General features: G+C 71.5%; 28 protein-coding genes. 10 read left to right on the top strand and 18 right to left on the bottom strand.

Translation table 11 applies throughout. The features are described 5' to 3' along the window. Positions 1-21 precede the first annotated feature (21 nt). A complete protein-coding gene (locus tag RL72_RS10280; RefSeq protein ID WP_045250746.1) occupies positions 22-597 on the top strand; it encodes a TetR/AcrR family transcriptional regulator in 576 nt (191 codons plus the stop codon). A gap of 68 nt (positions 598-665) precedes the next feature. Further along, positions 666-1,316, top strand: coding sequence for a hypothetical protein (locus RL72_RS10275; RefSeq protein WP_052674315.1), 651 nt, complete (start codon positions 666-668; stop codon positions 1,314-1,316). A gap of 21 nt (positions 1,317-1,337) precedes the next feature. Here the strand turns inward: RL72_RS10275 and RL72_RS10270 are convergent, their stop codons facing one another. Continuing rightward, positions 1,338-2,789, bottom strand: coding sequence for a helix-turn-helix transcriptional regulator (locus RL72_RS10270; protein ID WP_045250745.1), 1,452 nt, complete (start codon positions 2,787-2,789; stop codon positions 1,338-1,340). Positions 2,790-2,974: 185 nt separating this feature from the next. Here RL72_RS10270 and aceB point away from each other — a divergent pair, with 185 nt between their 5' ends. The 4 genes from aceB (at position 2,975) to RL72_RS10250 (ending at position 7,034) form a co-directional block, all read left to right on the top strand. Further along, positions 2,975-4,639 (top strand): malate synthase A, encoded by a 1,665-nt coding sequence (gene aceB, locus RL72_RS10265; protein WP_045250744.1) that lies wholly within the window; start codon positions 2,975-2,977, stop codon positions 4,637-4,639. An 84-nt stretch (positions 4,640-4,723) separates the two neighbouring features. Then, positions 4,724-5,188, top strand: coding sequence for a ribonuclease E activity regulator RraA (rraA, locus tag RL72_RS10260; protein ID WP_045250743.1), 465 nt, complete (start codon positions 4,724-4,726; stop codon positions 5,186-5,188). Positions 5,189-5,243: 55 nt separating this feature from the next. Next, positions 5,244-5,693, top strand: coding sequence for a hypothetical protein (locus RL72_RS10255; RefSeq protein ID WP_045250742.1), 450 nt, complete (start codon positions 5,244-5,246; stop codon positions 5,691-5,693). 138 nt (positions 5,694-5,831) lie between these two features. Beyond that, on the top strand, positions 5,832-7,034 hold the full coding sequence (locus tag RL72_RS10250) for a pyridoxal phosphate-dependent aminotransferase (RefSeq protein WP_091481395.1): 1,203 nt from the start codon (positions 5,832-5,834) through the stop codon (positions 7,032-7,034). Between the two features lie 93 nt (positions 7,035-7,127). Here the strand turns inward: RL72_RS10250 and RL72_RS10245 are convergent, their stop codons facing one another. The 11 genes from RL72_RS10245 to paaA all read right to left on the bottom strand — a co-directional run bounded on the left by RL72_RS10245 (position 7,128) and on the right by paaA (position 15,191). Next, the gene (locus RL72_RS10245; RefSeq protein WP_045250740.1) at positions 7,128-7,526 is read right to left on the bottom strand and encodes a VOC family protein; all 399 of its coding nucleotides are present in this window, start codon (positions 7,524-7,526) and stop codon (positions 7,128-7,130) included. A gap of 52 nt (positions 7,527-7,578) precedes the next feature. Next, positions 7,579-8,715, bottom strand: coding sequence for a UDP-N-acetylmuramate dehydrogenase (locus RL72_RS10240; protein ID WP_045250739.1), 1,137 nt, complete (start codon positions 8,713-8,715; stop codon positions 7,579-7,581). Position 8,716: 1 nt separating this feature from the next. Continuing rightward, positions 8,717-9,118, bottom strand: a complete 402-nt coding sequence (locus RL72_RS10235) for a MaoC/PaaZ C-terminal domain-containing protein (RefSeq protein ID WP_045250738.1) — start codon at positions 9,116-9,118, stop codon at positions 8,717-8,719. Next, positions 9,115-9,588, bottom strand: coding sequence for an FAS1-like dehydratase domain-containing protein (locus RL72_RS10230; RefSeq protein WP_045250737.1), 474 nt, complete (start codon positions 9,586-9,588; stop codon positions 9,115-9,117). Before RL72_RS10230 ends, RL72_RS10235 begins: the two co-directional genes overlap by 4 nt. A 45-nt stretch (positions 9,589-9,633) precedes the next feature. Further along, positions 9,634-10,416, bottom strand: a complete 783-nt coding sequence (locus RL72_RS10225; protein WP_045250796.1) for a sulfite exporter TauE/SafE family protein — start codon at positions 10,414-10,416, stop codon at positions 9,634-9,636. Positions 10,417-10,499: 83 nt separating this feature from the next. Next, positions 10,500-11,285 (bottom strand): enoyl-CoA hydratase/isomerase family protein, encoded by a 786-nt coding sequence (locus tag RL72_RS10220; protein ID WP_045250736.1) that lies wholly within the window; start codon positions 11,283-11,285, stop codon positions 10,500-10,502. A gap of 25 nt (positions 11,286-11,310) precedes the next feature. Then, the gene (paaE, locus tag RL72_RS10215) at positions 11,311-12,534 is read right to left on the bottom strand and encodes a 1,2-phenylacetyl-CoA epoxidase subunit PaaE (RefSeq protein ID WP_082072316.1); all 1,224 of its coding nucleotides are present in this window, start codon (positions 12,532-12,534) and stop codon (positions 11,311-11,313) included. Further along, the gene (paaD, locus tag RL72_RS10210; protein WP_428838624.1) at positions 12,534-13,022 is read right to left on the bottom strand and encodes a 1,2-phenylacetyl-CoA epoxidase subunit PaaD; all 489 of its coding nucleotides are present in this window, start codon (positions 13,020-13,022) and stop codon (positions 12,534-12,536) included. Before paaD ends, paaE begins: the two co-directional genes overlap by 1 nt. Next, complete coding sequence (paaC, locus tag RL72_RS10205) at positions 13,019-13,888, bottom strand: 1,2-phenylacetyl-CoA epoxidase subunit PaaC (RefSeq protein WP_045250794.1); 870 nt, start codon at positions 13,886-13,888, stop codon at positions 13,019-13,021. Before paaC ends, paaD begins: the two co-directional genes overlap by 4 nt. A gap of 32 nt (positions 13,889-13,920) precedes the next feature. Further along, a complete protein-coding gene (paaB, locus tag RL72_RS10200) occupies positions 13,921-14,226 on the bottom strand; it encodes a 1,2-phenylacetyl-CoA epoxidase subunit PaaB (protein WP_045250734.1) in 306 nt (101 codons plus the stop codon). Beyond that, on the bottom strand, positions 14,223-15,191 hold the full coding sequence (gene paaA, locus RL72_RS10195; protein ID WP_045250733.1) for a 1,2-phenylacetyl-CoA epoxidase subunit PaaA: 969 nt from the start codon (positions 15,189-15,191) through the stop codon (positions 14,223-14,225). Before paaA ends, paaB begins: the two co-directional genes overlap by 4 nt. A 163-nt stretch (positions 15,192-15,354) precedes the next feature. Between paaA and paaI the strand changes: the two genes are divergently transcribed. Further along, on the top strand, positions 15,355-15,777 hold the full coding sequence (paaI, locus tag RL72_RS10190) for a hydroxyphenylacetyl-CoA thioesterase PaaI (RefSeq protein WP_045250732.1): 423 nt from the start codon (positions 15,355-15,357) through the stop codon (positions 15,775-15,777). After that, positions 15,774-17,075: a phenylacetate--CoA ligase PaaK gene (paaK, locus tag RL72_RS10185; RefSeq protein WP_045250731.1), complete on the top strand. Its 1,302-nt coding sequence runs from the start codon at positions 15,774-15,776 to the stop codon at positions 17,073-17,075. Before paaI ends, paaK begins: the two co-directional genes overlap by 4 nt. A gap of 40 nt (positions 17,076-17,115) precedes the next feature. On the opposite strand, the gene paaZ is transcribed toward paaK, so the two are convergent. From paaZ to RL72_RS10165, 4 genes are read right to left on the bottom strand one after another with little or no spacing between them, the layout of a single operon-like run. Beyond that, the gene (gene paaZ / locus RL72_RS10180; protein WP_045250730.1) at positions 17,116-19,200 is read right to left on the bottom strand and encodes a phenylacetic acid degradation bifunctional protein PaaZ; all 2,085 of its coding nucleotides are present in this window, start codon (positions 19,198-19,200) and stop codon (positions 17,116-17,118) included. A 1-nt stretch (position 19,201) separates the two neighbouring features. Further along, on the bottom strand, positions 19,202-20,086 hold the full coding sequence (locus RL72_RS10175; protein WP_045250729.1) for a 3-hydroxyacyl-CoA dehydrogenase family protein: 885 nt from the start codon (positions 20,084-20,086) through the stop codon (positions 19,202-19,204). After that, positions 20,083-20,832 carry an enoyl-CoA hydratase/isomerase family protein gene (locus RL72_RS10170; protein ID WP_045250728.1) on the bottom strand — a complete coding sequence of 250 codons (750 nt, stop codon included), beginning with the start codon at positions 20,830-20,832 and terminating at the stop codon, positions 20,083-20,085. Before RL72_RS10170 ends, RL72_RS10175 begins: the two co-directional genes overlap by 4 nt. Next, positions 20,829-22,019 (bottom strand): thiolase family protein, encoded by a 1,191-nt coding sequence (locus RL72_RS10165; RefSeq protein ID WP_045250727.1) that lies wholly within the window; start codon positions 22,017-22,019, stop codon positions 20,829-20,831. Before RL72_RS10165 ends, RL72_RS10170 begins: the two co-directional genes overlap by 4 nt. Before the next feature lie 149 nt (positions 22,020-22,168). On the opposite strand from RL72_RS10165, the gene RL72_RS10160 reads away from it, so the two are divergent. Beyond that, a complete protein-coding gene (locus RL72_RS10160; protein ID WP_045250793.1) occupies positions 22,169-22,807 on the top strand; it encodes a TetR/AcrR family transcriptional regulator in 639 nt (212 codons plus the stop codon). A 103-nt stretch (positions 22,808-22,910) separates the two neighbouring features. Here the strand turns inward: RL72_RS10160 and RL72_RS10155 are convergent, their stop codons facing one another. Beyond that, complete coding sequence (locus RL72_RS10155; protein WP_045250726.1) at positions 22,911-23,552, bottom strand: MIP/aquaporin family protein; 642 nt, start codon at positions 23,550-23,552, stop codon at positions 22,911-22,913. A 233-nt stretch (positions 23,553-23,785) separates the two neighbouring features. On the opposite strand from RL72_RS10155, the gene RL72_RS10150 reads away from it, so the two are divergent. Further along, positions 23,786-23,965 carry a hypothetical protein gene (locus tag RL72_RS10150; RefSeq protein WP_045250725.1) on the top strand — a complete coding sequence of 60 codons (180 nt, stop codon included), beginning with the start codon at positions 23,786-23,788 and terminating at the stop codon, positions 23,963-23,965. A 53-nt stretch (positions 23,966-24,018) separates the two neighbouring features. Here the strand turns inward: RL72_RS10150 and RL72_RS10145 are convergent, their stop codons facing one another. Beyond that, entirely contained in the window at positions 24,019-24,906 is an 888-nt protein-coding gene (locus RL72_RS10145; RefSeq protein WP_045250724.1) for an alpha/beta fold hydrolase, read from the bottom strand. Positions 24,907-25,002: the final 96 nt, after the last annotated feature.

Below are 25,002 nucleotides of genomic sequence, written 5' to 3'. Positions count from 1 at the left end.
GTCGCCGCAGAGGAGGACACGATGCCCGCACCGCAGCGCGTCACCCGCGCCGCCCTCACCGACGCCGCCCGCGCGATCGCCGAGCGCGAGGGGATCGACGCCGTCACGATCAGCGCCGTGGCCGCCGTCGTGGGCGTGCGCGCCCCCAGCCTGTACAAGCACGTCGCGCACCGGCACGACCTGTTGCGCCTGATCGCCGACGATGCGGCACGGGAGCTGGGCGAGGACATCGCCGCGCTCTCCGGATCCGACGAGGATCCGGCGACCGGACTCCGCGCGATCGCCCGCGCCTTCCGCGCGTTCAGCGCACGCTCCCCGCGCGCCGCGTCGCTGCTGTTCGCCGGGGCCGACCTGAGCGCCCAGCCCCCATCCGAGGGCATGGCGGCGCTGACCGCGACGCTCCTGGGCGCGGTGCGGAAGGCGGCGCCGGGGGATCCGCTCCCGGCCGCGCGGACCCTGACCGCCTGGGCGCACGGGTTCTGCACCATGGAGCAGGCCGGGGCCTTCCAGCTCGGCGGCGACGTGGACGAGGCCTTCGAGTTCGGTCTCGCGACACTCGTGGACGCGCTGGTCGTCCGGCGGGACACCGCCCGCTGATCGAGGCGCCGCGCCGCCTGCCCGCATCGCACCTGCCCGCATCGCACCGCCTGACGTAGGGTGGCGACATGGGCTGGAGCGAGGATCTGGAGCGCGTCGTGACCGCGGCCGCGGCTCCGGGTGCGGCCGAGCGGGCGCTCGCGTCGTCCGAGCTCCTGGCCTCCGCGATCGACGCGGACCGCGACGCCGGGCTCTTCGCGCGGTGGGGACGCGCCGCGGCCCCCTCCGACGATGCGGGCGAGCCGCTCCTGCGCCGAGCCGTCTTCGAGGCGCTGCACTCCCGCGCCGGACTGGAGGCGGCGTGGCCCGTGGGCAACGCCGGACTCCTCCGCACGTACGGCGTTCCGCTCGCCGCCGCGGCCCACGGCACGACCGCGGAGCCAGGGCACTCCCCCGCACTGGCGCGGGCGCTGGGCCTCGACGATGCCCGTTTCGCGCCCGACGGCGACTCCGGCACGCTGCTCGCCCGCGCCACGGACGCAGCGTCGGTGCTGCTCGCCTCCGGCGGCGAGTTCTCCTGGTACGCCCTCGTGGACGGCCGTGCCACGCGCACCGTGCTCGGGCCCGCGCGCGGCGGCGCGCGGGCGCTCGCCTACGCGGTCGCCCCGGCTCCGGGCTACGCGCCGCTTCTGGTCGCCCTGTTCCCGATCACGGATGCGGAACCGGTGCGCCGCGAGCTCGACGAGGCCTCGGCGCGCCTGCGCTGGGGCGCCGTCTGAGCACCCCGCCGCAACGGCGGATCAGTCCGGCGCGTGCGCCTCGAGGAACTCGTACACGTCGGTCGTGTCGACGCCGGGGAACGCCCCCGTCGGCAGCGTGGCGAGCAGGGTGCGCGGGGTGCGCACGTTCGGCCACGACTGCTCGCGCCACCGCGCCTCGAGATCCGCCGGCGCCCGCCGGCAGCACACCTCGACGGAGTGCTTCGAGACGCCGCGGTTGGGGGTGTCCCGCCCGATGAACCACTTGGTGTCGTCGAAGCGCACGCCCACGCTCACCGAGTGCAGCCCCTCGCTCGACGGCTCCACGCGCGCCGTGCACCAATACGTGCCGTTGCCGGTGTCCGTGTACTGGTAGTACGGGTTGAACCGGTCCTCCTCGTCGAACACGACGCGGCTGGTCCACTTGCGGCAGCACATCTGCCCCTCGATGGACCCGAGCCGATCGGTCGGGAAGTTCACGTCGTCGTTCTCGTACGCCTTCGTGATCGTGCCCGACTCATGCACCTTCAGGAAGTGCACCGGGATGTCCAGGTGCCGGGTGGCGAGGTTCGTGAAGCGGTGCGCCGCGGTCTCGTAGGACACCGAGTACGCGTCGCGCAGATCCTCGATGGAGATGGCCCGGCGCTGCTTGGCGTCCTTCAGCACCGGCACGAGGTGCTCCTCCGGCATGAGCAGTGCACCCGTGAGGTAGTTGGTCTCGACTCGCTGGCGCAGGAACTCGGCGTAGCTGCGCGGCTCGGAATGGCCCAGGATCCGGCTCGACAGCGCCTGCAGCACCGCCGTGCGGGCATCGCCCTTGCCCGGCACGCGGCTGGAGAGGTACAGCCGGCCGTGCGCGAGGTCGGCGACGCTGCGCGTGGACTGCGGCAGGTCGGGCGCATAGTGCAGCGTGAACCCGAGGTGCGCGGCGATGTCGCTCGCGGTGCGCTGCGTCAGCGGGCCTCCGGGGTGGCGCACGGCGGCGAGGATCTCGGCGGCCTTGCGCTCCAGATCCGCGAAGTGGTTGTCCTGGCTGCGCATGAGGTGACGCAGCTCGAGGTTCGCGCGCCGGGCCTCCTCCGGGGTGGCGGCGCGCTCGTCGCGCAGCCGCTCGATCTCGCCGTGCAGGGCGAGCAGGGCCTTGAGCGCCTCGTCGGGCACCGTCTTCGCGATCCGGAACGGCGCGATGCCGAGCGCCTGGAACGTCTGCCCCTTCATCGCCCGCTCCACGGCGATCTCCATGCCGCTTCTCTCGTCGAGCGGGGCCTCGGCCAGGATCTGGTCGATCGTCGTGTCCAGCGCCCGGGCGATCGCCTGCAACTGGGTGAGCTTGGGCTCGCGCTTGCCCGTCTCGATCATCGACACCTGGCTAGGCGCACGGTCGATCTCGGTCGCGAGCTGCTCGAGGGTCATCCCCCGGGCGGTGCGGAGCTGCCTGATGCGCCGCCCGATCGTGAGCGCGTCGACCTCTTCTGCCGTGTCTGCGGTGACCATGCGGCCGATTCTGTCATGAAAACAGAAATCTCTTCAAACTTCTCAGCAAGATCCGACAGTCGGCCGCGCGAACTTCACGCAGAGTGGTCTCCAAGCCGCCCGGCACAGCCCCTCGGCCCCTGAGGCTCTCGAAGCCCCCTGAGGCTCTCGAAGGGCCGACCGACATCTCACGGAGGAGACAGATCATGACCATTCCCACGGCGTCGCCGACCGCCCCGATCCGGATCGTCGGCACCGTCGCGTCCGCCGAGGGGCCCTCGATGCGCATCACCGGACCGATGCACGAGCGCTTCTCGGAGATCCTCACGCCCGCTGCGGTCGCGTTCCTCACGGAGCTCCACCACCGCTTCGGCGGACGTCGCCACGACCGTCTCGCCGACCGCATGCGCCGCCGCTTCGAGATCGGCAACGGCCACGACCCGCGCTTCCGCGACGACACCCGGCACATCCGCGAAGACGCCGACTGGCGCGTCGCAGGCGCCGGGCCCGGCCTGGAGGACCGCCGCGTGGAGATCACCGGCCCCACCGATCCGAAGATGACGATCAACGCCCTGAACTCCGGCGCGAAGGTGTGGCTGGCCGACCAGGAGGATGCGACGAGCCCCACCTGGCGCAACGTGATCGGCGGGCAGCTGTCGCTGCGCGACGCGATCCGCGGCCGCCTGACCCACACGAGCGAGGACGGCAGGGAGTACCGCGTCACCGCCGAGCAGACGCCCACGATCGTGATGCGCCCGCGCGGCTGGCATCTCGTCGAGAAGCACCTCGAGTTCACCGACCGCACCGGCCGCCGGATGGACGCGTCGGGCTCGCTGGTGGACTTCGGCCTCTACTTCTTCCACAACGCGCAAGCGCTCATCGAGGCGGGCCGCGGCCCGTACTTCTACCTCGCCAAGATCGAGTCGAGCGAGGAGGCCAAGCTCTGGAACGACGTGTTCACGTTCAGCGAGGAGTACTTCGGGATCCCCCGCGGCACGATCCGCGCGACCGTGCTCATCGAGACGCTTCCGGCCGCCTTCGAGATGGAGGAGATCCTGTTCGAGCTGCGCGAGCACTGCGCGGGCCTGAACGCGGGCCGGTGGGACTACATCTTCTCGATCATCAAGAACTACCGCGGACGCGGCGCGCGGTTCGTCCTGCCGGACCGCAGCGAGGTCACCATGACGGTGCCGTTCATGCGGGCCTACACCGAGCTGCTCGTGAAGACCTGCCACAAGCGCGGTGCCTTCGCGATCGGCGGCATGAGCGCCTTCATCCCCAACCGGCGCGACCCCGAGGTGACCGCGCGCGCGATCGAGAAGGTCGCCGCCGACAAGAAGCGCGAGGCCGGCGACGGCTTCGACGGGACCTGGGTGGCGCATCCCGACCTGATCCCCACGGCGCAGGCCGAGTTCGACGCCGTGCTCGGCGATCGCCCGAACCAGCTCAACCGGCAGCGCGACGACGTGCAGGTGCGCGCCGAGGACCTGCTCGACGTGCACATCGGCCGGCCGATCACGGCCGACGGCGTGCGCGACAACGTCTCCGTGGCGATCCGCTACATCGAGGCGTGGCTGCGCGGCATCGGCGCCGTCGCGATCGACAACCTCATGGAGGATGCGGCGACCGCCGAGATCAGCCGGTCCCAGGTGTGGCAGTGGATCCACCAGGGTCAGTCCACCCAGGACGGCACGCTCATCACTGCGGAGTACGTCGAAGGCCTGATCGACGCGCTGCTCGCGGAGACCCCGCGCTCCGAGGCCGACCGCTTCGATGACGCTGCCGAGGTGTTCCGCGAGGTCGCGCTGCGGCCCGAGTTCCCTGCGTTCCTCACTCTCAGCGCCTACGCGAAGCACCTCGTCGAGGACTGAGCGCTCCCCCGGGGTCGTTGAGCGAGGACGCCGAAGGCGACGTCCTCGCTCAACGATCGCGAGGGCCGTGAAAGGATCCCCACCATGACCTCCACCGCAGACCTCTACGACGAGCACGGCGACGCGCTGCAGTCCCTGGCCCTTCCGCTGCGGGACTTCGGCGGACGCCTCGCGTTCGACGGGCCGATCCGCACGGTGCGCTGCTTCCAGGACAACCAGCTCGTGAAGGAGCTGCTGGCGACCGACGGCGACGGCGCCGTCCTCGTGGTCGACGGATCCGGCTCCCTCGGCACGGCGCTCATGGGCGACATGATCGCCGAGAGCGCCGTCGAGCACGGCTGGGCGGGTGTCCTCATCCACGGGGCGATCCGCGACAGCGCCGCGATCGGCCGGCTCCCCCTGGGCGTCAAGGCCCTGGGCACCAACCCCCGCAAGAGCGCGAAGACGGGCTCCGGCGAGATCGACGCGGTGCTGCGCTTCGGCGACGTCGAGTTCCGGCCGGGCGCCCGGCTGTACGCCGATGAGGACGGCGTGCTCGTCGAGCGCTGAGCGCCCGCCGGCCGGATCCGGCCCGCGACCGCTCGTACGCGCCTACCCTGGACCCATGACCGATCCCTCCGCGCGGCGCACCCTGTTCGACGGCATCGCGGACGAGTTCCTCCGCGACTACCCCCGGGGCGCCCGCCTCGTGGCGGTGGCGAGCCCCGACGGGGCGCGCTCCGCGGCGGCGGCCGCGAGCCTGCGCGAGGCGCTCGCCGGTCGCGGCGTCGACGCGCGGGTCACCACCGCGCCGGGCGAGGGCGCGGAGCAGCTGCGCACCGAGGTGGTGGCGCCGTTCCGCGCCGCCGGCGCCGACGCGGTGCTGATCGTCCCCGGCTCGGCGAACCTCCTCGCCGAGCGGGCACGCGGCCTCTGGCACTACTCCGTGTGGGTGATCGAGGGCGACGAGGTGCCCCACACGGCCGCGACGGCGCTCGTCGACGTGACGGATCCGAATGCCCCCGCGCGACGCTTGGCCGACTACTGCGCGGTCCCGCCGTCGTTCCTGACCTGAGCGCCGCGCGGCTCTGACCCGGGCGCCGTGCAGCCCGCTCGACGGCGGAGCGGCGCCGTTCGCCTTGTCGGACAAAGAGCGCCCTTTCTTGTACGTCATGGCCATATCACGCGAGTGCCTCCCGAGTACGCTGGGAGCGTGACCGAACGCGCGCCTCTCTCCCGCAAACTCTCCGCCATCGCCGAGTCCGCCACGCTGAAGGTGGATGCCAAGGCCAAGGCCCTCAAGGCTGAGGGCAAGCCCGTCGTCTCGTACGCCGCCGGCGAGCCCGACTTCGCCACGCCGCAGTTCATCGTGGACGCGGCGGCCGAGGCCCTGGCGAACCCGGCGAACTACCGCTACACGCCGGCCGCCGGGCTTCCGGAGCTGCGCGAGGCGATCGCCGCGAAGACGCTGCGCGACTCCGGCCTCGAGGTGTCCCCGTCGCAGGTGATCGTCACCAACGGCGGCAAGCAGTCGGTCTACCAGGCATTCCAGGCCGTCGTGAACCCGGGCGACGAGGTGCTGCTGCCCGCCCCGTACTGGACCACCTATCCCGAGGCCATCCGCCTCGCCGACGGCGTCCCGGTCGAGGTCTTCGCCGGCGCCGACCAGGACTACAAGGTCACGGTCGACCAGCTCGAGGCGGCCCGCACCGAGCGCACCACCGTGCTGGTGTTCGTGTCTCCGTCCAACCCGACCGGATCCGTGTACTCCGCGGAGGAGACGAAGGCCATCGCGGCCTGGGCCCTCGAGCACGGAATCTGGATCGTCTCGGACGAGATCTACCAGAACCTCACCTACGAGGGTGTGAAGGCGACCTCCGTCGTCGAGGCGCTGCCCGAGGTCGCCGGCCAGACCATCCTGGTCAACGGCGTCGCGAAGACCTACGCGATGACCGGCTGGCGGGTGGGCTGGATGGTCGGCCCGGCGGATGCGATCAAGATCGCGGGCAACCTGCAGTCACACCTCACGAGCAACGTGAACAACGTCGCGCAGCGCGCCGCGATCGCCGCCCTGAACGGCCCGCAGACCGAGGCCGAGCAGATGCGCGAGGCGTTCGACCGCCGCCGTCGGCTCATCGTCTCGGAGCTGTCGAAGATCGAAGGCCTCGTGGTGCCGAACCCGACCGGCGCCTTCTACGTCTACCCCGACGTGCAGGGCCTGCTCGGGCGCACCTGGGGCGGTGTGACGCCGACGACCTCCCTCGAGCTCGCCGACCTCATCCTCGACCAGGCCGAGGTAGCCGTGGTGCCGGGCGAGGCCTTCGGCCCGTCGGGCTACATCCGCATGTCGTACGCGCTCGGCGACGACCAGCTCCTCGAGGGCGTGCAGCGCCTGCAGCGCCTCTTCGCCTCCTGACCGTCGCCTGCTTCCGTCTATTTCTGCCGAACCGTGGCTTTCAGGGCCTGAATCCCACGGTTCGGCAGAAATAGACGGAGAGACGGGGAGCACTCAGCCCTCGTAGCCGATGAGCCAGCGCACACCGAAGCGGTCCACGAGCGTGCCGTCGTGGGCACCCCAAGGGCGCTCCTGCAGCGGGTCGATCACGCGGCCGCCGTCGCCGAGCTGCGCGAACCAGCGCGTGAGCGTCTCCGGATCCGCGGTGCCCAGCAGCGAGAAGAACATCCCGTTCATGTGCACCGCATCCTCGTCCGGCGCCGCATCGGCGGCGGCCAGCGCGACCGGCCCGCCGGTGAGCATGCCGTGCGCGATGGCGTCGCCGGGTCCGTCGGCGCGCCCGAACTCGGCGTAGGTGTGCAGCACCGCCTCGCCGCCGAAGATCGTCTGGTAGAACGGCAGCGCATCGGCCGCGGTTCCGGGGAACAGGAGGTAGGGCACGAGTCCGGTCATCCTGCGAGCGTACGCCGCGGATCCGACCTCAGCCGAGCATCCCCGGCTCCGCTTACAGCTCGACGTCGACGAGGACGGGCTCGGGCTGCAGCAGCAGGCCGAACTCGGAATGCACCCGGCTCTGGATGAAGCGGGCGAGCTCGGCGATCTCTCCCGCCGTCGCCCCTCCGCGGTTCGTGAGGGCGAGGGCGTGCTTGGTGGACACGCCGGCGCGTGAGCGCGGCAGCCTGAAGCCCTTGCGGATCCCGGCGTGCTCGATGAGCCATGCTGCGCTCACCTTCACGTCGCTCGGCGGTGCCTCGGGCTTGGGCACGAGGCCGTAGTACGCGTCGAGCGGGATCACGGTGATCGTGTCGAGATCGGGCGTGACGGGCCAGCGCGGGCACTCGGGCGGCAGAGTCCGCGCCACGGACTCCGGCACGATCGCGTTCTGGAAGAAGGATCCGGCCCCGTGCGTGTCCGGATCCGCGGGGTCGAAGAGCATCCCCTTCGCGGCCCGGGTGGAGAGGATGCGCTCGCGCACCCAGGCGAGCGGCACGGGGTCGTCGTTCGTGAGTCCGAGCGCCCGGCGCAGCTGCTCGCCGCGCACAACCCGTCCGGCGTCACCCGTGACCGCGAGGTCGAGGGTGACGGAGAGGATCACGGCCCGGCGCTCGGCGACGGATCCGTAGTGGTGCTTCAGCACGGAGGTGCGGAAGCCGAGCCCGAGGTCTGCCGCAGGCGTCGTGACGACCTCGCCGGAGTGCTCGTCGAGGAGTTCCACCTCGACGAGGGTCTCCTGGATCTCCTGCCCGTAGGCGCCCACGTTCTGCACCGGAGCGGCGCCGACCGTGCCAGGGATGCCCGACATCGCCTCGATGCCGGCGTACCCGCGCTCGACGGCGTACGCGACGAGCGCATCCCAGTCATGACCGGCCTGCGCGCGCAGACGGATCCGTCCCGGATGCGGCGACGGCAGCTCCTCGATCCCGTTCGTGCGGATGCGCACGACGGTGCCGTCGAAGGGCGCGTCGCCCGCGAACAGGTTGGATCCGCCGCCGAGCACGAACCACTCGTCCCCGCTCGCCCACACGTCGCGCAGGGCGGCGACGAGGTCGTCCGCGGTCATGGCCTCGACCATCCGCGCAGGGGCCGCGCCGGTCTGCAGCGTGGTCAGCTCGGCGAGGCGGATCGGCTCGATCTGCGTCATGTCAGAGCGAGTCCGCCGCGATGCGGAGCTGGGCCTTCACGAGCACGGTGGTGTCGGCGTGCGTGACGACGAGGTCGATGCGCACCGCGGTCTCGTCGACGGCTCCGACCTTGGCCGTGATCGCGACGTCGGCGCCCGCCTGCGGGTCGACGACCACCGGACGGGCGAAGCGCACGCCGTAGTCGAGCACGCGCGCGGTGCCGGGAAGCGCCGCGATCGCGACCGACGAGGCCACCCCCATCGTCAGCATCCCGTGGGCGAGAACGCCCGGCAGGCCGACCTCGGCGGCGACGTCGTCGCGGTAGTGGATCGGGTTGAAGTCGCCGGATGCCCCGGCGTAGCGCACGAGCGACTCGCGCGTGAGATGCACGGTGCGCTCGGCGATGATGTCTCCGACGTTCACGCGCCGGCCTCCTCTGCGTCTTCGGCGGGCGCGTCGCTCACGAGCAGGACGCTCGTCGCGGTGACCACGTGCGCGCCGGACGCGTCACGGATCTCGGCGTCGCTCGTGATCATGGCTGCAGGGCCCATGGCCCGGATCCCGGTGACGGTCAGCTGCGCGGTCAGCTCGTCGCCGGCGACGATCGGACGCGTGTAGGCGAAGCGCTGCTCGGCATGGATGGTGCGCGACAGCACGATCCCGGAGTCCTCCAGCCCGAGCAGCTGCTGCAGGGTGAGGTCCTGGACGACCATCGCGAACGTGGGCGGGGCGACGACGTCGGAGAACCCGAGCGCCTGGGCGGCCGCCACGTCGGTGTGCTGGGGGGCGTCGGCGAACACGGCGCGCGCGAACTCGCGCACCTTCTCGCGGCCGACGAGGTAGGGGGCCGTCGGCGGGAACTCCCGGCCGACCAGTTCAGGATTCACGGGCACCCCTCGATCCTATCGACCGGGATCCCGGCGCCGCCGAGCAGGCGCTCAGGCGGTGCGGGTCCGGCGACCCCGGATCGCCTTGAGCGCCATCTGCACGGCGATGAAGACGAGGTAGACCGCGAACAGCACGTTGCCCCAGAACGGGTCGATGAGGGTGGCGAGCCAGGCGCCGAGCGCGGTCGTGGTGCACGCGGCCACGCCCACGAGGGCCGCCGCGAGCAGGTCGACGTTGTGATGGCGCAGGTTGCCGATCGTGCCCGAGATCGCCGTGGGGATCATCATGAGCAAGGACGTCCCCTTCGCGACGAGATCGCTCGTGCCGAACGCGAGCATGAGTGCGGGGACGACCACGATGCCGCCGCCGACGCCGATGAGGCCCGCGAGCACGCCCGTGAACAGTCCGAGGACGAGCAGCAGCGGGCCGCTCACCCAGGTCAGCTCCAGCACGGCGCCGCGCGACGGGATGACGAGGAAGAGGCTCACCACCACGACCGCGAGGAAGCCGACGAATCCCCAGCGCAGCGCGGTCTGCGAGATCCGGGGCAGCAGCCGGGTGCCGATCTGCGCCCCGACGACGGATCCGGCCGCGAGGATGATCGCGGGGATCCAGGCCACCGCGTCGTGCACGGCGTAGGAGATCACGCCGACCGCGGCGGTGGGCACGATCGCCGCGAGCGAGGTGCCGGCGCCGAGGCGCTGGTCGAATCCCAGCAGGAGCACCAGCAGCGGCACGATCACGGTGCCGCCGCCCACGCCGAACAGACCCGAGAGGAGTCCCGCGGCGAGGCCGATCCCGATGAAGGAGGCGACGGCCCGCGGTCCTCGCATGCGCTCCACGACGCCGTCTCCCACATCCGCTCCCGTCCGCCGTCCGGGGCCGGGCAGCATCGTCCAGCGTAGTCCGGGCCGGCTCAGCGCCCGGCGAACCGCGGCGAGCGCTTCTCCTGGAAGGCGGCGAAGCCCTCGCGGTAGTCCTCGGTGTCGCAGAGGGCGGCCTGTGCCGCGTTCTCCTGGCTCATCGACTCCCAGAGGCCCAGGCGCTGGTCCCGCAGGGCCGCGACGAGACGCTTGCTCGCGACGAAGGCCGCCGTGGCGCCGTCGGCGGCGTGCGCGGCGGCGGCGAGCGTCGCGGCGAGCACGTCCTCCGCCGGCAGGGCCTGCGAGAACAGTCCCGCGGCGACGGCCTCGGTGCCGGTCATCAGGCGCCCGCTGTAGATCAGATCGAGGGTGCGGTGCGCGCCGAGCCGCTCCACGAACAGGGCGTGCCCGCCCGAGTCCAGCGTCGCGCCGAGCGCGGCGAACGGGGATCCGATCTTCGCGGAGTCGGCGACGTACACCACGTCGGTGGCGATGAGCAGCCCGAGGCCGACACCGAGGCACGCGCCCTGCGCGGCGGCGAACGTGGGCGCGGGGAACGCCGCCATCCGCTGCAGCACGGGCGTCACCAGGCCGTCGAGGTAGCCCATCACGTCGTCGTCGCGCGGATCCACGCCCGAGATGTCGCGTCCGGCGCAGAACGCCCGGCCCTCGCCGCGCAGCACGAGCGCGCGCACCCCGGCGCGCTCCGCCTCGGCGTAGGCGTCGCCGAGGTCGCGGACGGCCTGCTCGTCCAGTGCGTTGAGCTTCGAGGGGTTGTCCAGCACGACGTGCGCGATGCCGGCGCCGGACGGCGTGCGGACGATGTCGAGGTCGATCACGGGCTGCTCCGTTCGGTTCGGCGGCTCAGACGTCGTAGTCGACGACGACGCGGTCCGTCGTGGGGTGGGACTGGCAGGTGAGCACGTAGCCGCGGTCGAGCTCTTCCTGCTCCAGCGCGTAGTTCTCGGTCATCGTGACGGAGCCGTCGACGAGGCGCGCACGACAGGTGCCGCACACGCCGCCCGCGCAGGCGAAGGGCACGTCCGGCCGCACGCGCAGCGCCGCGTTCAGGATGGACTCGTTCGCGGACACCGGAGTGTCCACCGAGCCCGACTGGCCGTCGAGCGTGAACTCGATCGTGCGCACCGGCTCGTCCTCGCGCACCTCGACGGGACGACCGGCCTCGGGCCGCTCCTGCCCGGGCTCCCCCGTCGTGAACAGCTCGTAGCGCACGTGCGCGGGCTCCACGCCGATGTCGGCGAGGGTGTCGCGGCACAGCTGCACCAGGTCGAACGGCCCGCACAGGAACCACTCGTCCACCGTCGCGGGGAGCACAAGCGCATCCAGGATGCCGCGCAGGCGCGCTTCGTCGATCCGCCCCGACAGCAGGGGTGCGGAGCGCTGCTCGCGGGTGAGCACATGGTGCACCGCGAAGCGCGTGGGATAGCGGTCCTTGAGATCGGCGAGATCGTCCAGGAACATGACGTCGGTCGCGCGGCGGTTCGTGTAGACGAGGGTGAACCTGCTGCTCTCCGACCGCGCCAGCACGGTCGCCGCGAGCGCCATGAGCGGCGTGATCCCGGATCCGGCCGCGATGCCGACGACATGCGCCTCGTCCAGGGCGTCCAGCGCCGAGGTGAACGTGCCCTGCGGGCTCATCACGTCGATCCGGTCGCCCTCGTGCAGCTCGCTCTGCGCCCAGGTCGAGAAGCGTCCGCCGTGGTCGCGCTTGATCGCGACGCTGACCGACCCGCGCGCGGGCGGGCGGCACAGCGAGTAGGAGCGCCGCACCTCGTGCCCGTCGAGCTCGGCGCGCAGGGCGACGTGCTGCCCGGCGAGGTAGCCGAACTCCCCCGCGAGCTCCTCCGGAACCGCGAAGGTGACCTCGATCGCGTCGGCGGTGAGCGGGCGCACCTCCTGCACGGTGAGCGTGTGGAAGCGCGCGCGCCGCCGCGGCGACGTCGCCGGGGAGCCGCCGCCCGAGGCTCCTCCGACGACGCTGCGGAGCAGGGCGCCCGCGATGCGCTCGGCGTCGGCCTCCGCGGCGCGGACCGGCGAGGCGGGGGCGGCCGGATGCCAGAGCGCCATCAGATCGCCTTGAAGCGGTCGAAGGGCTCGAGGCAGGCGCGGCACTCGTAGAGCGCCTTGCACGACGTGGAGCCGAAGCGGGAGATCTCGCGGGTGTCCAGCGAGCCGCAGCGCGGGCAGCGCACGCCGAGCGCGATGCGCACCGGGCCCTGCCGGTGGGCGGCGCCCCCGGTGGGCGGCGCGATGCCGTATTCGGTGAGCTTGCGCTTGCCCTCGTCGCTCATCCAGTCCGTGGTCCAGGCCGGCGAGAGCACGAGGCGCACCTCGACGTCGCCGAAGCCGGCGTGGGTGAGGGCCAGCTCGACATCGTCGCGGATCGCGTCCATGGCCGGGCATCCGCTGTAGGTCGGCGTGATGTCGACCCGGATCCGGTCGCCCTCGACGGTGACGTCGCGCAGCACCCCGAGGTCCTCGATGGTCAGCACCGGCACCTCCGGATCCTTCACCGCGGCGGCGGCCTCCCAGGCGCGCTCGCGCAGCCCGGTCACCACGTCGCCCCCGGGTGGCGGCGGGCGAGCACCTGCATCTCGGACAGCAGGTGCCCGAGCCCGCTGGCGTGGGATCCGTGACGCCCCCCGCCCGCCGAGACCGATCCCGAGGGGATCTCGAGCTCCGCCTCGGCGAACACGGCCGCGATGACCGCATCGAAGCCCGGCCGCAGGGACGAGGGCCGCACCGCCGCGCCGTCCAGGCGGTCGATGAGCGGCTCGTCGCGGAAGAGCTCGGCGGCGTAGGGCCACACGTCGGCGAACGCGCGGACGATCCGGCGTCGCGACTCTTCGGTGCCCCCGGCCAGGCGCAGCGTCCACTGCACGGCGTGGTCGCGGTGGTAGTCGACCTCCTTGACCGCCTTCTCGGCGATCGCGGCGAACGTCGGATCCGTGCTGGCGCGCAGGGCGGAGTACAGCTCGAGCAGGTAGGTGCTCGCGAGGAGCTGCCGGGCGATCGTCTGCGCGAAGTCGCCGTTGGGCTGCTCCACGAGCCAGCAGCTGCGGAAGTCCGGCTCGTCGCGGAAGTAGGCGAGGTCGTCCTCACTGCGCCCGTCCCAGGACCCGGCGTAGCGCAGGAACGAGCGGGCGTGCCCGAGCAGGTCCAGGGCGATGTTGCCCAGCGCCACGTCCTCCTCCAGCTCGGGCGCGTACGTGATCCACGCGCCGAGCTGCTGCGACAGGATCAGGGCGTCGTCGCCGAGCCACAGCGCGTACTCTGCGATGTCGGCCGAGGCCGCGCGCTCCCCCGACCCGGCGAGCTCGGCGCTGAGCGAGAGCTCGTCGACCGTGACGTCACCGTGCGGGTCAGACCATGACGCAGGAGATCCGGTCGCATCGGCCGCTGGGGACGGTTCCGGCGGCAGGATCTCCTGCGTCGTGTCCCGGGATTCGGCGCTCACAGGTGCGGCACCCCCTCGGATGCCGTGTAGTACACGGCGTGGCGGTAGTTCTTGCCGGCGGGGCTCTCGAAGAACGCGCCCTTGTCGTCCGGGTCGCTCGTGGTGATCGCGTCGGCAGGAACGACCCAGACCGACGTGCCCTCGTTGCGCCGGGTGTACAGGTCGCGCGCGTTGCGCAGCGCCATGTCGGCGTCGGGGGCGTGCAGGGATCCGACATGCACGTGGCTGAGCCCGCGGTTCGCGCGCACGAACACCTCGTAGAGGGGCCAGGTCTCCTCCGGGGATGCGCCGGGGGTCGTCATGCCGCCACCTCCTGCCGCAGGGCCTGCTTGCGGGCGTACTCCGCCGCGGCCTCGCGCACCCAGGCGCCCTCTTCGTGCGCGTCGCGGCGGCGCTGCAGCCGCTCGGCGTTGCACGGGCCGTTGCCGCGCACCACCTCGAAGAACTCGTCCCAGTCGATCTCGCCCATCGCGTACCGCCCGGTCTCCGCGTCGTAGCGGAGCTCGGGATCCGGCAGCGTCACGCCGAGGATCTCCGCCTGCGGCACGAGCATGCCGACGAAGCGCTGGCGCAGATCGTCGTTCGAGAAGCGCTTGATCTTCCACTGCATCGACTGCGCCGAGTTCGGCGACTGGTCGTCCGGCGGACCGAACATCGCCAGCGCGGGCCAGTACCAGCGGTTCACCGCGTCCTGCGCCATCGCCCGCTGCTCCTCGGATCCCTGCATGAGGGTGAGCAGGATCTCGAACCCCTGCCGCTGGTGGAACGACTCCTCCTTGCAGATCCGCACCATGGCGCGTCCGTACGGTCCGTACGAGGCCCGGCACAGCGGCACCTGGTTGCAGATCGCGGCGCCGTCGACCAGCCAGCCGATCGCGCCCATGTCCGCCCAGGTCGGGGTCGGATAGTTGAAGATCGAGGAGTACTTCGCCTTGCCGTCGATCAGCTGCTGCATCATCTCGTCGCGCGTGATCCCGAGGGTCTGGGCGGCGGAGTAGAGGTAGAGCCCGTGCCCGGCCTCGTCCTGCACCTTCGCCATGAGGATCGCCTTGCGCTTGAGGCTCGGGGCGCGCGTGATCCAGTTGCCCTCGGGCTGCATGCCGATGATCTCGGAGTGCGCATGCTGGGAGATCTGGCGGATCAGGGTCCTGCGGTACGCCTCGGGCATCCAGTCGCGCGGCTCGATCCGCTGCTCGTTCGCCACGAGCTCGTCGAACAGCGCCTGTGCGCCGAGGTCCTCGGCCGTCGTCACCGGTGGAACAGTCATCGTCGACTCCCTGTGCTCATCCGTCTGCGGTCATCCACGCATCGTGAATTACCTACCGTTCGTACAGTAATTATGGCACACTCGTATCGTTCGCAGAAGAACAGCCCTTCTCGAACCGGATCCCGCCCGTCCGGATCCGCACGCATCGTTCGAAGGAGAGCCGATGACCGAGCCTGTCGCGCAGCTGCGCCCGATGATGCGGCGCGATCGCGCATCCCACGCGCTCGGCATGCGCGTCGTCGTGGACGAGCCCGGTCGCGCCGTCGTCTCGATGGTCGTGCGCGACGACATGCTGAACGGCTTCGACATCACGCACGGCGGGCTCGTGTTCGCGCTCGCCGACACCGCGTTCGCGATCGTCTGCAACGAGGACGAGCAGGTGACGGTCGCGGCCGGCGCCGACATCACGTTCCTCAAGTCCACGCACGCCGGCCAGGAGCTGACCGCCACGGGCGCCCGCCGTGCGCGCAACGGCCGCACCGGGCTCTACGACATCACCGTGACCGACGAGACCGGCGACGTGGTCGCCGAGTTCCGCGGCCGCTCGATCACCACCAACCGTCCCTTCCCGGAGGAGAGCGCATGACCGACATCGCGGCGGAGCCGACGTCGAACGCCGAGGCCGTGCACCTGGACCCCGAGCGGCTGCGCGCCCTGCAGCTCGAGCGGCTGCAGTGGTCGGTGCGCCACGCCTACGAGAACGTGCCGTTCTACCGGCTCGCGTTCGAGCGCGTCGGCGTGCATCCCGACGACGTCCGCTCGCTCGCCGACCTCGCGCGGCTCCCGTTCACCACCAAGAGCGATCTGCGCGAGTACTACCCGTTCGGCATGTTCGCCGTGCCGATGTCCGACGTGCGGCGGATCCATGCCTCCTCGGGCACGACGGGGCGCCCGACCGTGGTCGGCTACACGCAGGCCGACCTGGACAACTGGGCCGACCTGATCGCGCGGTCGCTGAGCGCGGCCGGCGTGCAGCCTGGCTGGAAGGTGCACAACGCCTACGGTTACGGCCTGTTCACCGGCGGCCTGGGCGCGCACGCGGGAATCGAGCGCCTCGGCGCGACGGTGATCCCGATGTCGGGCGGTCAGACCGCCAAACAGGTGCAGCTCATCCACGACTTCGAACCCGACGCGATCATGTGCACGCCGACGTATCTGCTCACGATCGCGGACGCGATGGAGGAGGCCGGGATCGATCCGCGCTCCACGTCGCTCAAGGTGGGCATCCTCGGGGCCGAGCCCTGGACGAACGAGATGCGCCATCAGATCGAGCAGCGGCTGAACATCGACGCGGTCGACATCTACGGCCTCAGCGAGGTCATGGGGCCCGGCGTCGCGATGGAGGCGGCCGCCACGAAGGACGGCCCGCACATCTGGGAGGACCACTTCCTGCCCGAGATCATCGATCCCGCCACCGGCGAGCCGGTGCCCGACGGCGAACCCGGCGAGCTCGTCTTCACCTCGCTGACGAAGCAGGCCTTCCCGGTGATCCGCTACCGCACCCGAGATCTGACTCGGCTGCTGCCCGGATCCGCCTATCCCGCGATGCGGCGGATGGAGAAGATCACGGGGCGTGACGACGACATGATCATCCTCCGCGGCGTGAACCTCTTCCCGACGCAGATCGAGGAGATCGCACTCGGGATCGAGACGCTGACCCCGCACTTCGTCCTGGAACTGACCCGGCAGGGGCACCTCGACGCTCTGAAGGTGCGCATCGAACGGCATCCCGAGATCGACGCGGCGAGCGCGGTCGCGGCCGCCGAAGTGCTGAAGCTGCGGATCAAGACGTCGATCGGCACCTCGGTGGACGTGCAGGTCGAGGAGCCCGGCGCCCTCCCCCGCAGCGAGGGCAAGTACAAGCGTCTCTACGACCTCCGCTGACCCCGTCCCGGGTCAGCTGCGCCGGCCTCGCTCGACGACCTCAGGCCGCGGGGGTGAGTTCCTTCTCCACGAGCGTCAGCACATCGTAGGTCGCGACGACCTCGTCGCGCTGGTTGTGGATCACCGCGTCCCAGCGCACCTCGCCGTAGCCGTCGGTCTCCCTCGGGGTGATCTGCTTGGCGGTGAGCGTGACCCGGATCGCGTCGCCGGGCTTCACCGGGGTGACGAACCGCAGATTCTCCAGTCCGTAGTTCGCGAGCACGGGTCCGGGCTCGGGCGAGACGAACAGGCCCGCAGCCCACGACACCAGCAGATAGCCGTGGGCGACCCGTCCGCCGAAGAACGGGTTGGCCTCGGCGGCCTGCTCATCCATGTGCGCATAGAAGGTGTCGCCCGTGGAGTGCGCGAACGCCTCGATGTCCTCCAGCGACAGCGGACGCAGCCCGGACTCCACCTGGTCGCCCAGCCGCAGCTCGGCCAGGGACTTGCGGAACGGATGCACGGCGCGGTCGGTGCCCGCGCCGGTGTGCCACACGCCTGTGATGGCGGTGAGGATCTCCGGCGTCCCCTGGATCGCCGTGCGCTGCATGAAGTGCCGGACGGCGCGGATCCCGCCGAGCTCCTCTCCGCCCCCGGCGCGGCCGGGACCGCCGTGCACCAGGTGCGGGACCGGCGAACCGTGGCCCGTCGAGGTGCGCGCGTCGTCGCGGTTGAGGAAGAGAACCCGGCCGTTGTACGCGGCGATGCCCGCCAGCAGCTCGGTCGCGACCTGCGGGTCGTTCGTGGCCACGCTCGTGACGAGGGACCCGCCGCCGCGGCCGACGAGCTCCGCGGCCTCGGCGACCGTCGAGTACCCGAGCACGCTCGAGACCGGGCCGAACGCCTCGACCTCGTGCACCGCCGGCGCCGAGGTGTCGGCGAACCCGACGAGCATCGGCGCGACGAACGCCCCTTCCGGGGCGGGCCCGGTGGTGCCGTCGGCGCGCAGGACCTCGGGTGCGTCGGTCGATCCCAGGAGCAGCTCGCCGCCGGCGGCACGGAGGGCGTCGACCTGGCGCAGCACCTCGTCGCGCTGCGCGGTCGAGACGAGCGGGCCCATGGTGACCTCGGCGACGTGCGGATCGCCGATGACCACGCGCTCGGCGATCTTCGCCCGCAGCGCGTCGACGAGCGGAGCCACCAGCGGCGCCGGCACGATCGCGCGCCGGATCGCGGTGCACTTCTGTCCTGCCTTCGTGGTCAGCTCGATCATGAGCTGCTTCACGTAGGCGTCGAACTCAGGAGTGCCGGGCACCGCATCGGGGCCGAGCACGGAGGCGTTGATCGAGTCGGTCTCGCTCGTGAAGCGCACCCCGTCGGCGGCCTGGGCGCGCAGGCCCGCGGCGGTCGACGCGCTGCCGGTGAACGCGACCAGGTCGCCGAGGCGGAGCAGGTCGAAGATCCCGGGGAGGGATCCGCTCACGAGCTGCAGCGACCCGTCCGGCAGCAGTCCCGAGTCGACCAGGATCCGCACCCAGGCCTCGGCGACGTACGTGGTCGGCGTCGCGGGCTTCACGATCGACGGCACGCCCGCGAGGAACGCGGGGGCGAACTTCTCCAGAGCGCCCCACATCGGGAAGTTGAAGGCGTTGATCTGCACGGCCACGCCGGGCAGGCGCGTGTACACGTGCCGGCCGAGGAAGGATCCGTCCTTCGACAGCGGCTCGACGGGGCCGTCCAGGAGCACGGTGGCGTTCGGGAGCTCGCGACGCCCCTTCGAGGAGTAGGTGAACAGCACGCCGATGCCGCCGTCGACGTCGGCATAGGAGTCACGGACGGTGGATCCGCTGCGCTTGGACAGCTCGTAGAGCTCCTCCTTGTGCTCGGTGAGCACGACGGCCATCTGCTTGAGCAGCAGTGCGCGCTGGTGGAAGGTGAGCGCGCCGAGGCTCCGCTGCCCCACGGTGCGCGCGTACTCCACCGCGCCCGCCAGGTCGATCCCCGTGGCGTCGATCCGGACGATCTCCTCGCCGGTGGACGCGTCGCGGACCACGGTTCCTCCCGTCCGGGTGCCGTCCTCGTCAGTGGTTCCGCGAGGGGACGTCCACCAGGCGCCCTGCAGGTAGCTCGGCAGCAGATCGGTCATCTCACTCGCTCCATTCGTAGAATCCGCGGCCGGTCTTGCGGCCCAGGTGTCCGTCGGCGACCAGGTCGCGCAACAGCTGCGGCGGCGCGAACCTCTCGCCGAGCGCGGCGTGCAGCTCCTCCGCGATGCCGAGGCGCACGTCGAGTCCGACGATGTCGGTCGTGCGCAGCGGGCCGGCGGGATGCCGGTAGCCCAGCTCCATGGCGGCGTCGATGTCCGCCGCCGTCGCGACGCCCTCCTCGAGCATGCGGATCGCCTCGAGCGCGAGGGCCACGCCCAGCCGGCTGGACGCGAAGCCGGGTGCGTCCGCCACGACGACGGGCGTCTTGCCGAGGGCCTCGGTCCAGCCCCGGGCGTCGTCGACGAGCTCCTGGTTCGTGGATCCGCCGACGACGATCTCGATGAGCGACGAGGCGGGCACGGGGTTGAAGAAGTGCAGTCCGAGGAAGCGCTCCGGGTGCTGCAGCGCCGCGGCGAGGTCGTCGATCGAGATGGACGACGTGTTGGAGGCGATCGCGGCCGTGCGGCTCACCGCCGCCTCGATCCGGCGCAGGCTCTCGGACTTGAGCGCGCGGTCCTCCGGAACCGCCTCGATCACGAGCTCGGCATCGGCGAACGAGCCCGCGTCGACGCCCGTCTCCAGCGCGTTCTCGAGCGCCGCGATGGCCCGCGTGGTGCTGCCGCGGTCCACGGAGCGCTGCAGACTGGCGCGGATCCGCTCGCCCGCGGCCGCGGCGCTCGCCTCATCGCGCTCGACGACGACGACCTGTGAGCCGGCGAGCAGGAACGCGTGCGCGATGCCCGCGCCCATCCGCCCGCCGCCGAGCACGCCCACGCGCGCCGGCGTCGAGGTCTCGCTCAGGGGTTCCGGATCCTGTCCGCTCATCGGCGGCTCCTCCGTTCCAGGAAGGCGGTCATCCGCCGATGCTTCTCGGGGCTCTCGAACAGCTCGGCCTGCAGCTCCAGCTCGATCGCGGGATGCGCGTCCGGCGCCGCACGGAGCGCAGTCTTGGTGTACCGGGTGGCGAGCGGGTCGTTGGCGGCGATGCGATCGGCGATCGCGTGCGCCGCGGCCAGCAGATCCTCGGACTCGTGCAGCGACGACAGCAGCCCCCACTGCAGCGCTTCGGCCCCGGTCAGCGCGCGTCCGGTGAACAGCAGCTCCGCCGCTCGCGCCTCGCCGACGATCTGCGGGAGACGCCACGTCGCACCGGCCGCGGCGATGATGCCGAGTCCGGTCTCCGGGTTGCCGATGCGCACCCCCGGCGTGCCGATGCGGATGTCGGCCGCGTACGCGAGCTCGGCGCCGCCGCCGAGCGCATAGCCGTCGACCGCGGCGATCACCGGCATCGGAAGATCCCTGATGCGCCGGAATGCCGTCGTGTTGATGCCTGCCCGGGCGTCCTGCGCACGGCGATCGCGCAATTGGGCGATATCGGCCCCCGACGCGAAGACGCCGTCGGCGCCGATCAGGATCAGGATCCGCGGATCCGCCTCGAGCTCCGCGCACAGGGCGTGCAGCTCGTCGATCATCGCCTGGTCGATCGCGTTGCGCGTCTCGGGGCGGTCGAGCGTCGCCGTGACCCGCTCGGCGGTGCGCTCGATGCGCAGCCGGCGCTCGACGCCCGTCACCGCACCCGCTCCAGGATCATCGCGGTGCCCTGGCCGACGCCCACGCACATGGTCGCGAGACCGTACCGGGCGCCTTCCCGCTCCATCCGGCCGAGCAGGGTGAGGAGGAGACGGCTGCCGCTGGAGCCGAGGGGGTGGCCGAGGGCGATCGCGCCGCCGTCCGCGTTCACGATCTCGGGGTCGAGGCCGAGGCGGCGCATCGAGGCGAGCGACTGAGACGCGAACGCCTCGTTCAGCTCGACCGCGCCGAGGTCCGCCGCGGTCAGCCCGGCCTTCGCGAGCGCCTTCTCGGTCGCCGGCACCGGCCCGAGGCCCATGATCTCCGGGGCGAGCGCGGCCGACGCCGACGCCACGATACGGGCGCGCGGCGTGAGACCGTGCCTTTCGATCGCGGCGGATCCGGCGACCACCAGGGCCGAGGCTCCGTCGTTGAGCGACGAGGAGTTGCCCGCCGTGACCACGCTGCCGCCGGCGACGACCGGGCGCAGTCCCGCGAGCGCCTCCAGGCTGGTGTCACGGCGCGGCCCCTCGTCGGTGTCGACGACCGCTCCCCGCGGTGCGGGCACGGCCACGATCTCCGGGGCCAGGCGCCCGGCATCGATCGCGGCGATCGCGCGCTCGTGGCTGCGCAGCGCGAAAGCGTCCGCGTCCTCGCGGGTGATGCCGTCCCGTCGCGCCACCTCCTCGGCGGTCTCGGGCATCGAGAAGGTGGCCTTGTCGCGCGCGACCAGACGCGGGTTGGCGAATCGCCAGCCGATCGAGGTGTCGAACGCCTCGCCCGGCTTCGCCCATGCCCGCTCCGGCTTCGCCTGCACCCAGGGGGCCCTGGTCATCGACTCGACGCCGCCGGCGACCATCACGTCGGCATCGCCCGCGCGGATCGCCTGCGCGGCGAGCGCGACCGCGGACATGCCCGATGCGCACAGACGGTTGACGGTCATCGCGGGGACCGAGTCCGGCAAGCCCGCGAGCAGCACCGCCATGCGCGCCACGTTGCGGTTGTCCTCTCCCGCCTGATTCGCCGCGCCGAGGAGCACCTCGTCGATCGCCTCGTCGCCGACGCCCGCGCGGTGCACCGCCTCGCGGACGACGAGCGCGGCCAGATCGTCGGGGCGGACACCGGCGAGCGCACCGCCGTAGCGGCCGACCGGCGTGCGCGCTCCGTCGATCAGGTAGGCGTCCGACATGCTGGTCCTCCGGGTCTTCGTCGACGGGGCGATCCCGGCCGGGAGCGAAGAGCGCTTGTTTCCCGACCGATCGTTCAGTAAAAAGGATGACAGACGGATCCCACCCGGGCAAGTCCGCGCGCCGGGGCCGATGGGAGAGAATGATCCCGATGAGCACCCCACCCGCGAGCATCGCCGCAGCGGCCGACGAGGCCGCTCCGCGCTCGCGCCGCGGCCGCCCCGGCTACGACCGCGCGCAGGTGCTGGAGATCGCCGTGCGCCTGTTCAACGAGCAGGGCTACGACGCGACGAGCGTCTCCTCGCTCGCCGCGGAGCTCGGCCTCAGCAAGGCGGCGCTCTACCATCACTTCTCCTCGAAGGAGCAGATCCTCCAGATCGCCCTCGACGACGCCCTCGGGGGACTGGAGGCCGTGCTCGAGGACGCGCTGTCCGGCGAGCAGCCCACGGCCGCTCGGCTGGTCTCGGTGATCCAGGGAGCCGTGCGCGTGCTCACGAGCAGGCTCCCCCAGGTCACGCTGCTGCTGCGGGTGCACGGCAACAGCGAGATCGAGAGGGCCGCCCTGGAGCGGCGGCGTATCTTCGATCAGCGCGTCGCGAAGCTCGTGGCGCAGGCCCAGCGCGAGGGAGAGCTGCGCAGCGACATCCGCCCGTCGGTGGCGACGCGGCTCATGTTCGGGATGATCAACTCCCTCATCGAGTGGTACCGCCCGGCGCACACCTCACTGACGCCGGAAGAGCTCGTCGGCGACGTGACGCGCGTGATCTTCGACGGGCTGCGCGCGCGCTGAGCGATCCCGGATCCCGGCCGATCCGCCACGGAGGAGAAAACCCGCGGGAACAGCGGAACGCCCCGCACTCGATCGAGTACGGGGCGTTCCGGGAGGGTATGGATCAGGCGGAGGCCTTGGCGTCGTTGCTGCTCAGCACGCGGAACAGCAGCGCGGCGACCGCGGCGCCGACCAGCGGGGCCACGATGTAGAGCCACAGGTTCGCCCAGTCGAACTGGCCGCTGATCGACAGGCCCAGGGCGACGGCCGGGTTGAAGCCGCCGCCGGAGATGCCGCCGACCGCGGTCGCGCCGACGAACACCGTGCCGCCGATCGCGAGGCCGTAGAAGGAGTTGTTGTCGTTGTCCTTGGAGGTCGCGACGTTCAGCACCACCCAGACGAGCACGAGCGTGAACAGCGCCTCGACCAGGAACGCGGGGCCGACCGAGATCTTCGTCGCCTTCTCCGCGTGCGGCCACACCACGAAGCTCACAAGGGCCGCCAGCGCACCGCCGATGAACTGGGCGACGATGTACGCCACGAAGTCGACGACGCCGATGCCGCCGCGGAGGAGGACGCCGAAGGAGACGGCAGGGTTCAGGTGCGCACCGGAGATGTGTCCGGCGGCATAGACGAGCACGCCCAGCGCGAGACCGATCGCCAGCGGGGTCAGCGGGCTGCCGCTGTTGACGGCGCCGATGATGCTGAACACGAACAGGAACGTGGAGATCGCCTCGGTGAGCGCCTTTCCAGCAATACCAGTCATTTCGAATGCCTTTTCTGTCAGGTCGAGGGTGAGGGCGGAGGTTCCCGCACGCCGGCCGGCGCACCCTGGATTGCCGAGCCAGAATACCGGGTTCCTGTCAATCAGCTGGGAACGACGCAACATTCGGGCACATCCGGCCGGGAACCTCTTGACCCTGGAGTCGCATCATCCTACGATTTCATTATTCGATAGATCAATTCCATCATTCGGAATGTGACGCGAGAGAAGAGGCGATGATGCCCGAGACCCCCGACACCGTCGATCGCCGCCCGGAGTCTTCCGGCGCCGTGCCGCACCGCGCCGCGATCTACCCGCTCATCGACGTCGATCCCGACTTCCACATCCCCACTCGCCGCGACGGCGCCCTCACCCGCCTGCTCGTCGCACTGCGGATCCTCCCGCAGGCCTCCTGATCCACGACGGTCGGGGCGCGATCCCGGAGGACCGCACCCCGACCGCTGCGCGATCAGGCGCGCTCGTCCAGAACGCTCCGGAGACGCTCGGCGAAGCCAGCCGGGTCGCTGGGGAAGCCCGGCTGCTCCGTGAACCCGCCGTGGTTGCTCGGGAACTCGGTCGCCTCGATGCCGATGACCGCGGCCACGGCGCGTGCCGCCCGGGCGGGCATGGTCTCCCCCGACTCCGCGCCCGCCGCGATCACCAGCCGATCGCCGTGCGCCTGGAGGGCGGGCACGTCGGGCTGATACGCGATCGTCGCCGGCATGTTGCGGAAGAGCGGATCCGTCCTGCTGCCGTCATCCGCGGTCGGCAGTCCGAACAGGGCCGGATCCGGTGCCGGGCCGTCCAGGTAGCCGTCCGGCACCACGCCGTCGAGCATGACGAACTGGATGAACTTCGCCAGGGCCGGGCCGTCTCCCTCGTCCGCGAACGTGCGCTTCATGTCGGCCGTGACGGCGAGCACGGCGTCGCGGTCGGGCAGGAACTCGGCGACCGGCGGCTCGTGGACGACCGCGATCCGCACATCCTCCGGATGCGCGGCGATCAGTGCGAGCAGGTTCACGCCGCCGCCGCTGCTGCCGAATGCGTCCACCGCCCCGACGCCGAGGGCCGAGATGACGCGGTGCAGGTCGTCTGCGTGCTGCGGAACGGCGATGTCGGAGCTGTCGACGGGGTTGCGACCGGCGCCGCGCGGATCGTAGGTAACCACCGGCCGGTCGGCGAAGTGCGCGGCGAGGATCTCGAACCCCGTGGCGTCCATCGGCGCCCCGAAGAGGAACAGCGCGGGGCGCTCCGCGGTGGCCGTGGCCAGATCGCCGTGGACGTCGTAGGTGATCGCGTCGTCACCCTCACCGACGGTGCGGGTGGCGACGGTCCGTACTGCGCTGCTGTCCGACATGGTTTCTCCTCCAGATAAATACAACTGATTGGTTGTAGATTACGGGTCGGCGGGGCTGCTCCGCAAGACCGCATCGGGCACTCCTCTCGCCGCAGC

This window comes from Microbacterium azadirachtae, from assembly GCF_000956545.1.
In the GTDB taxonomy this organism is placed as follows: domain Bacteria; phylum Actinomycetota; class Actinomycetes; order Actinomycetales; family Microbacteriaceae; genus Microbacterium; species Microbacterium azadirachtae.
This window is presented reverse-complemented; position numbering and strand designations above follow the sequence as displayed.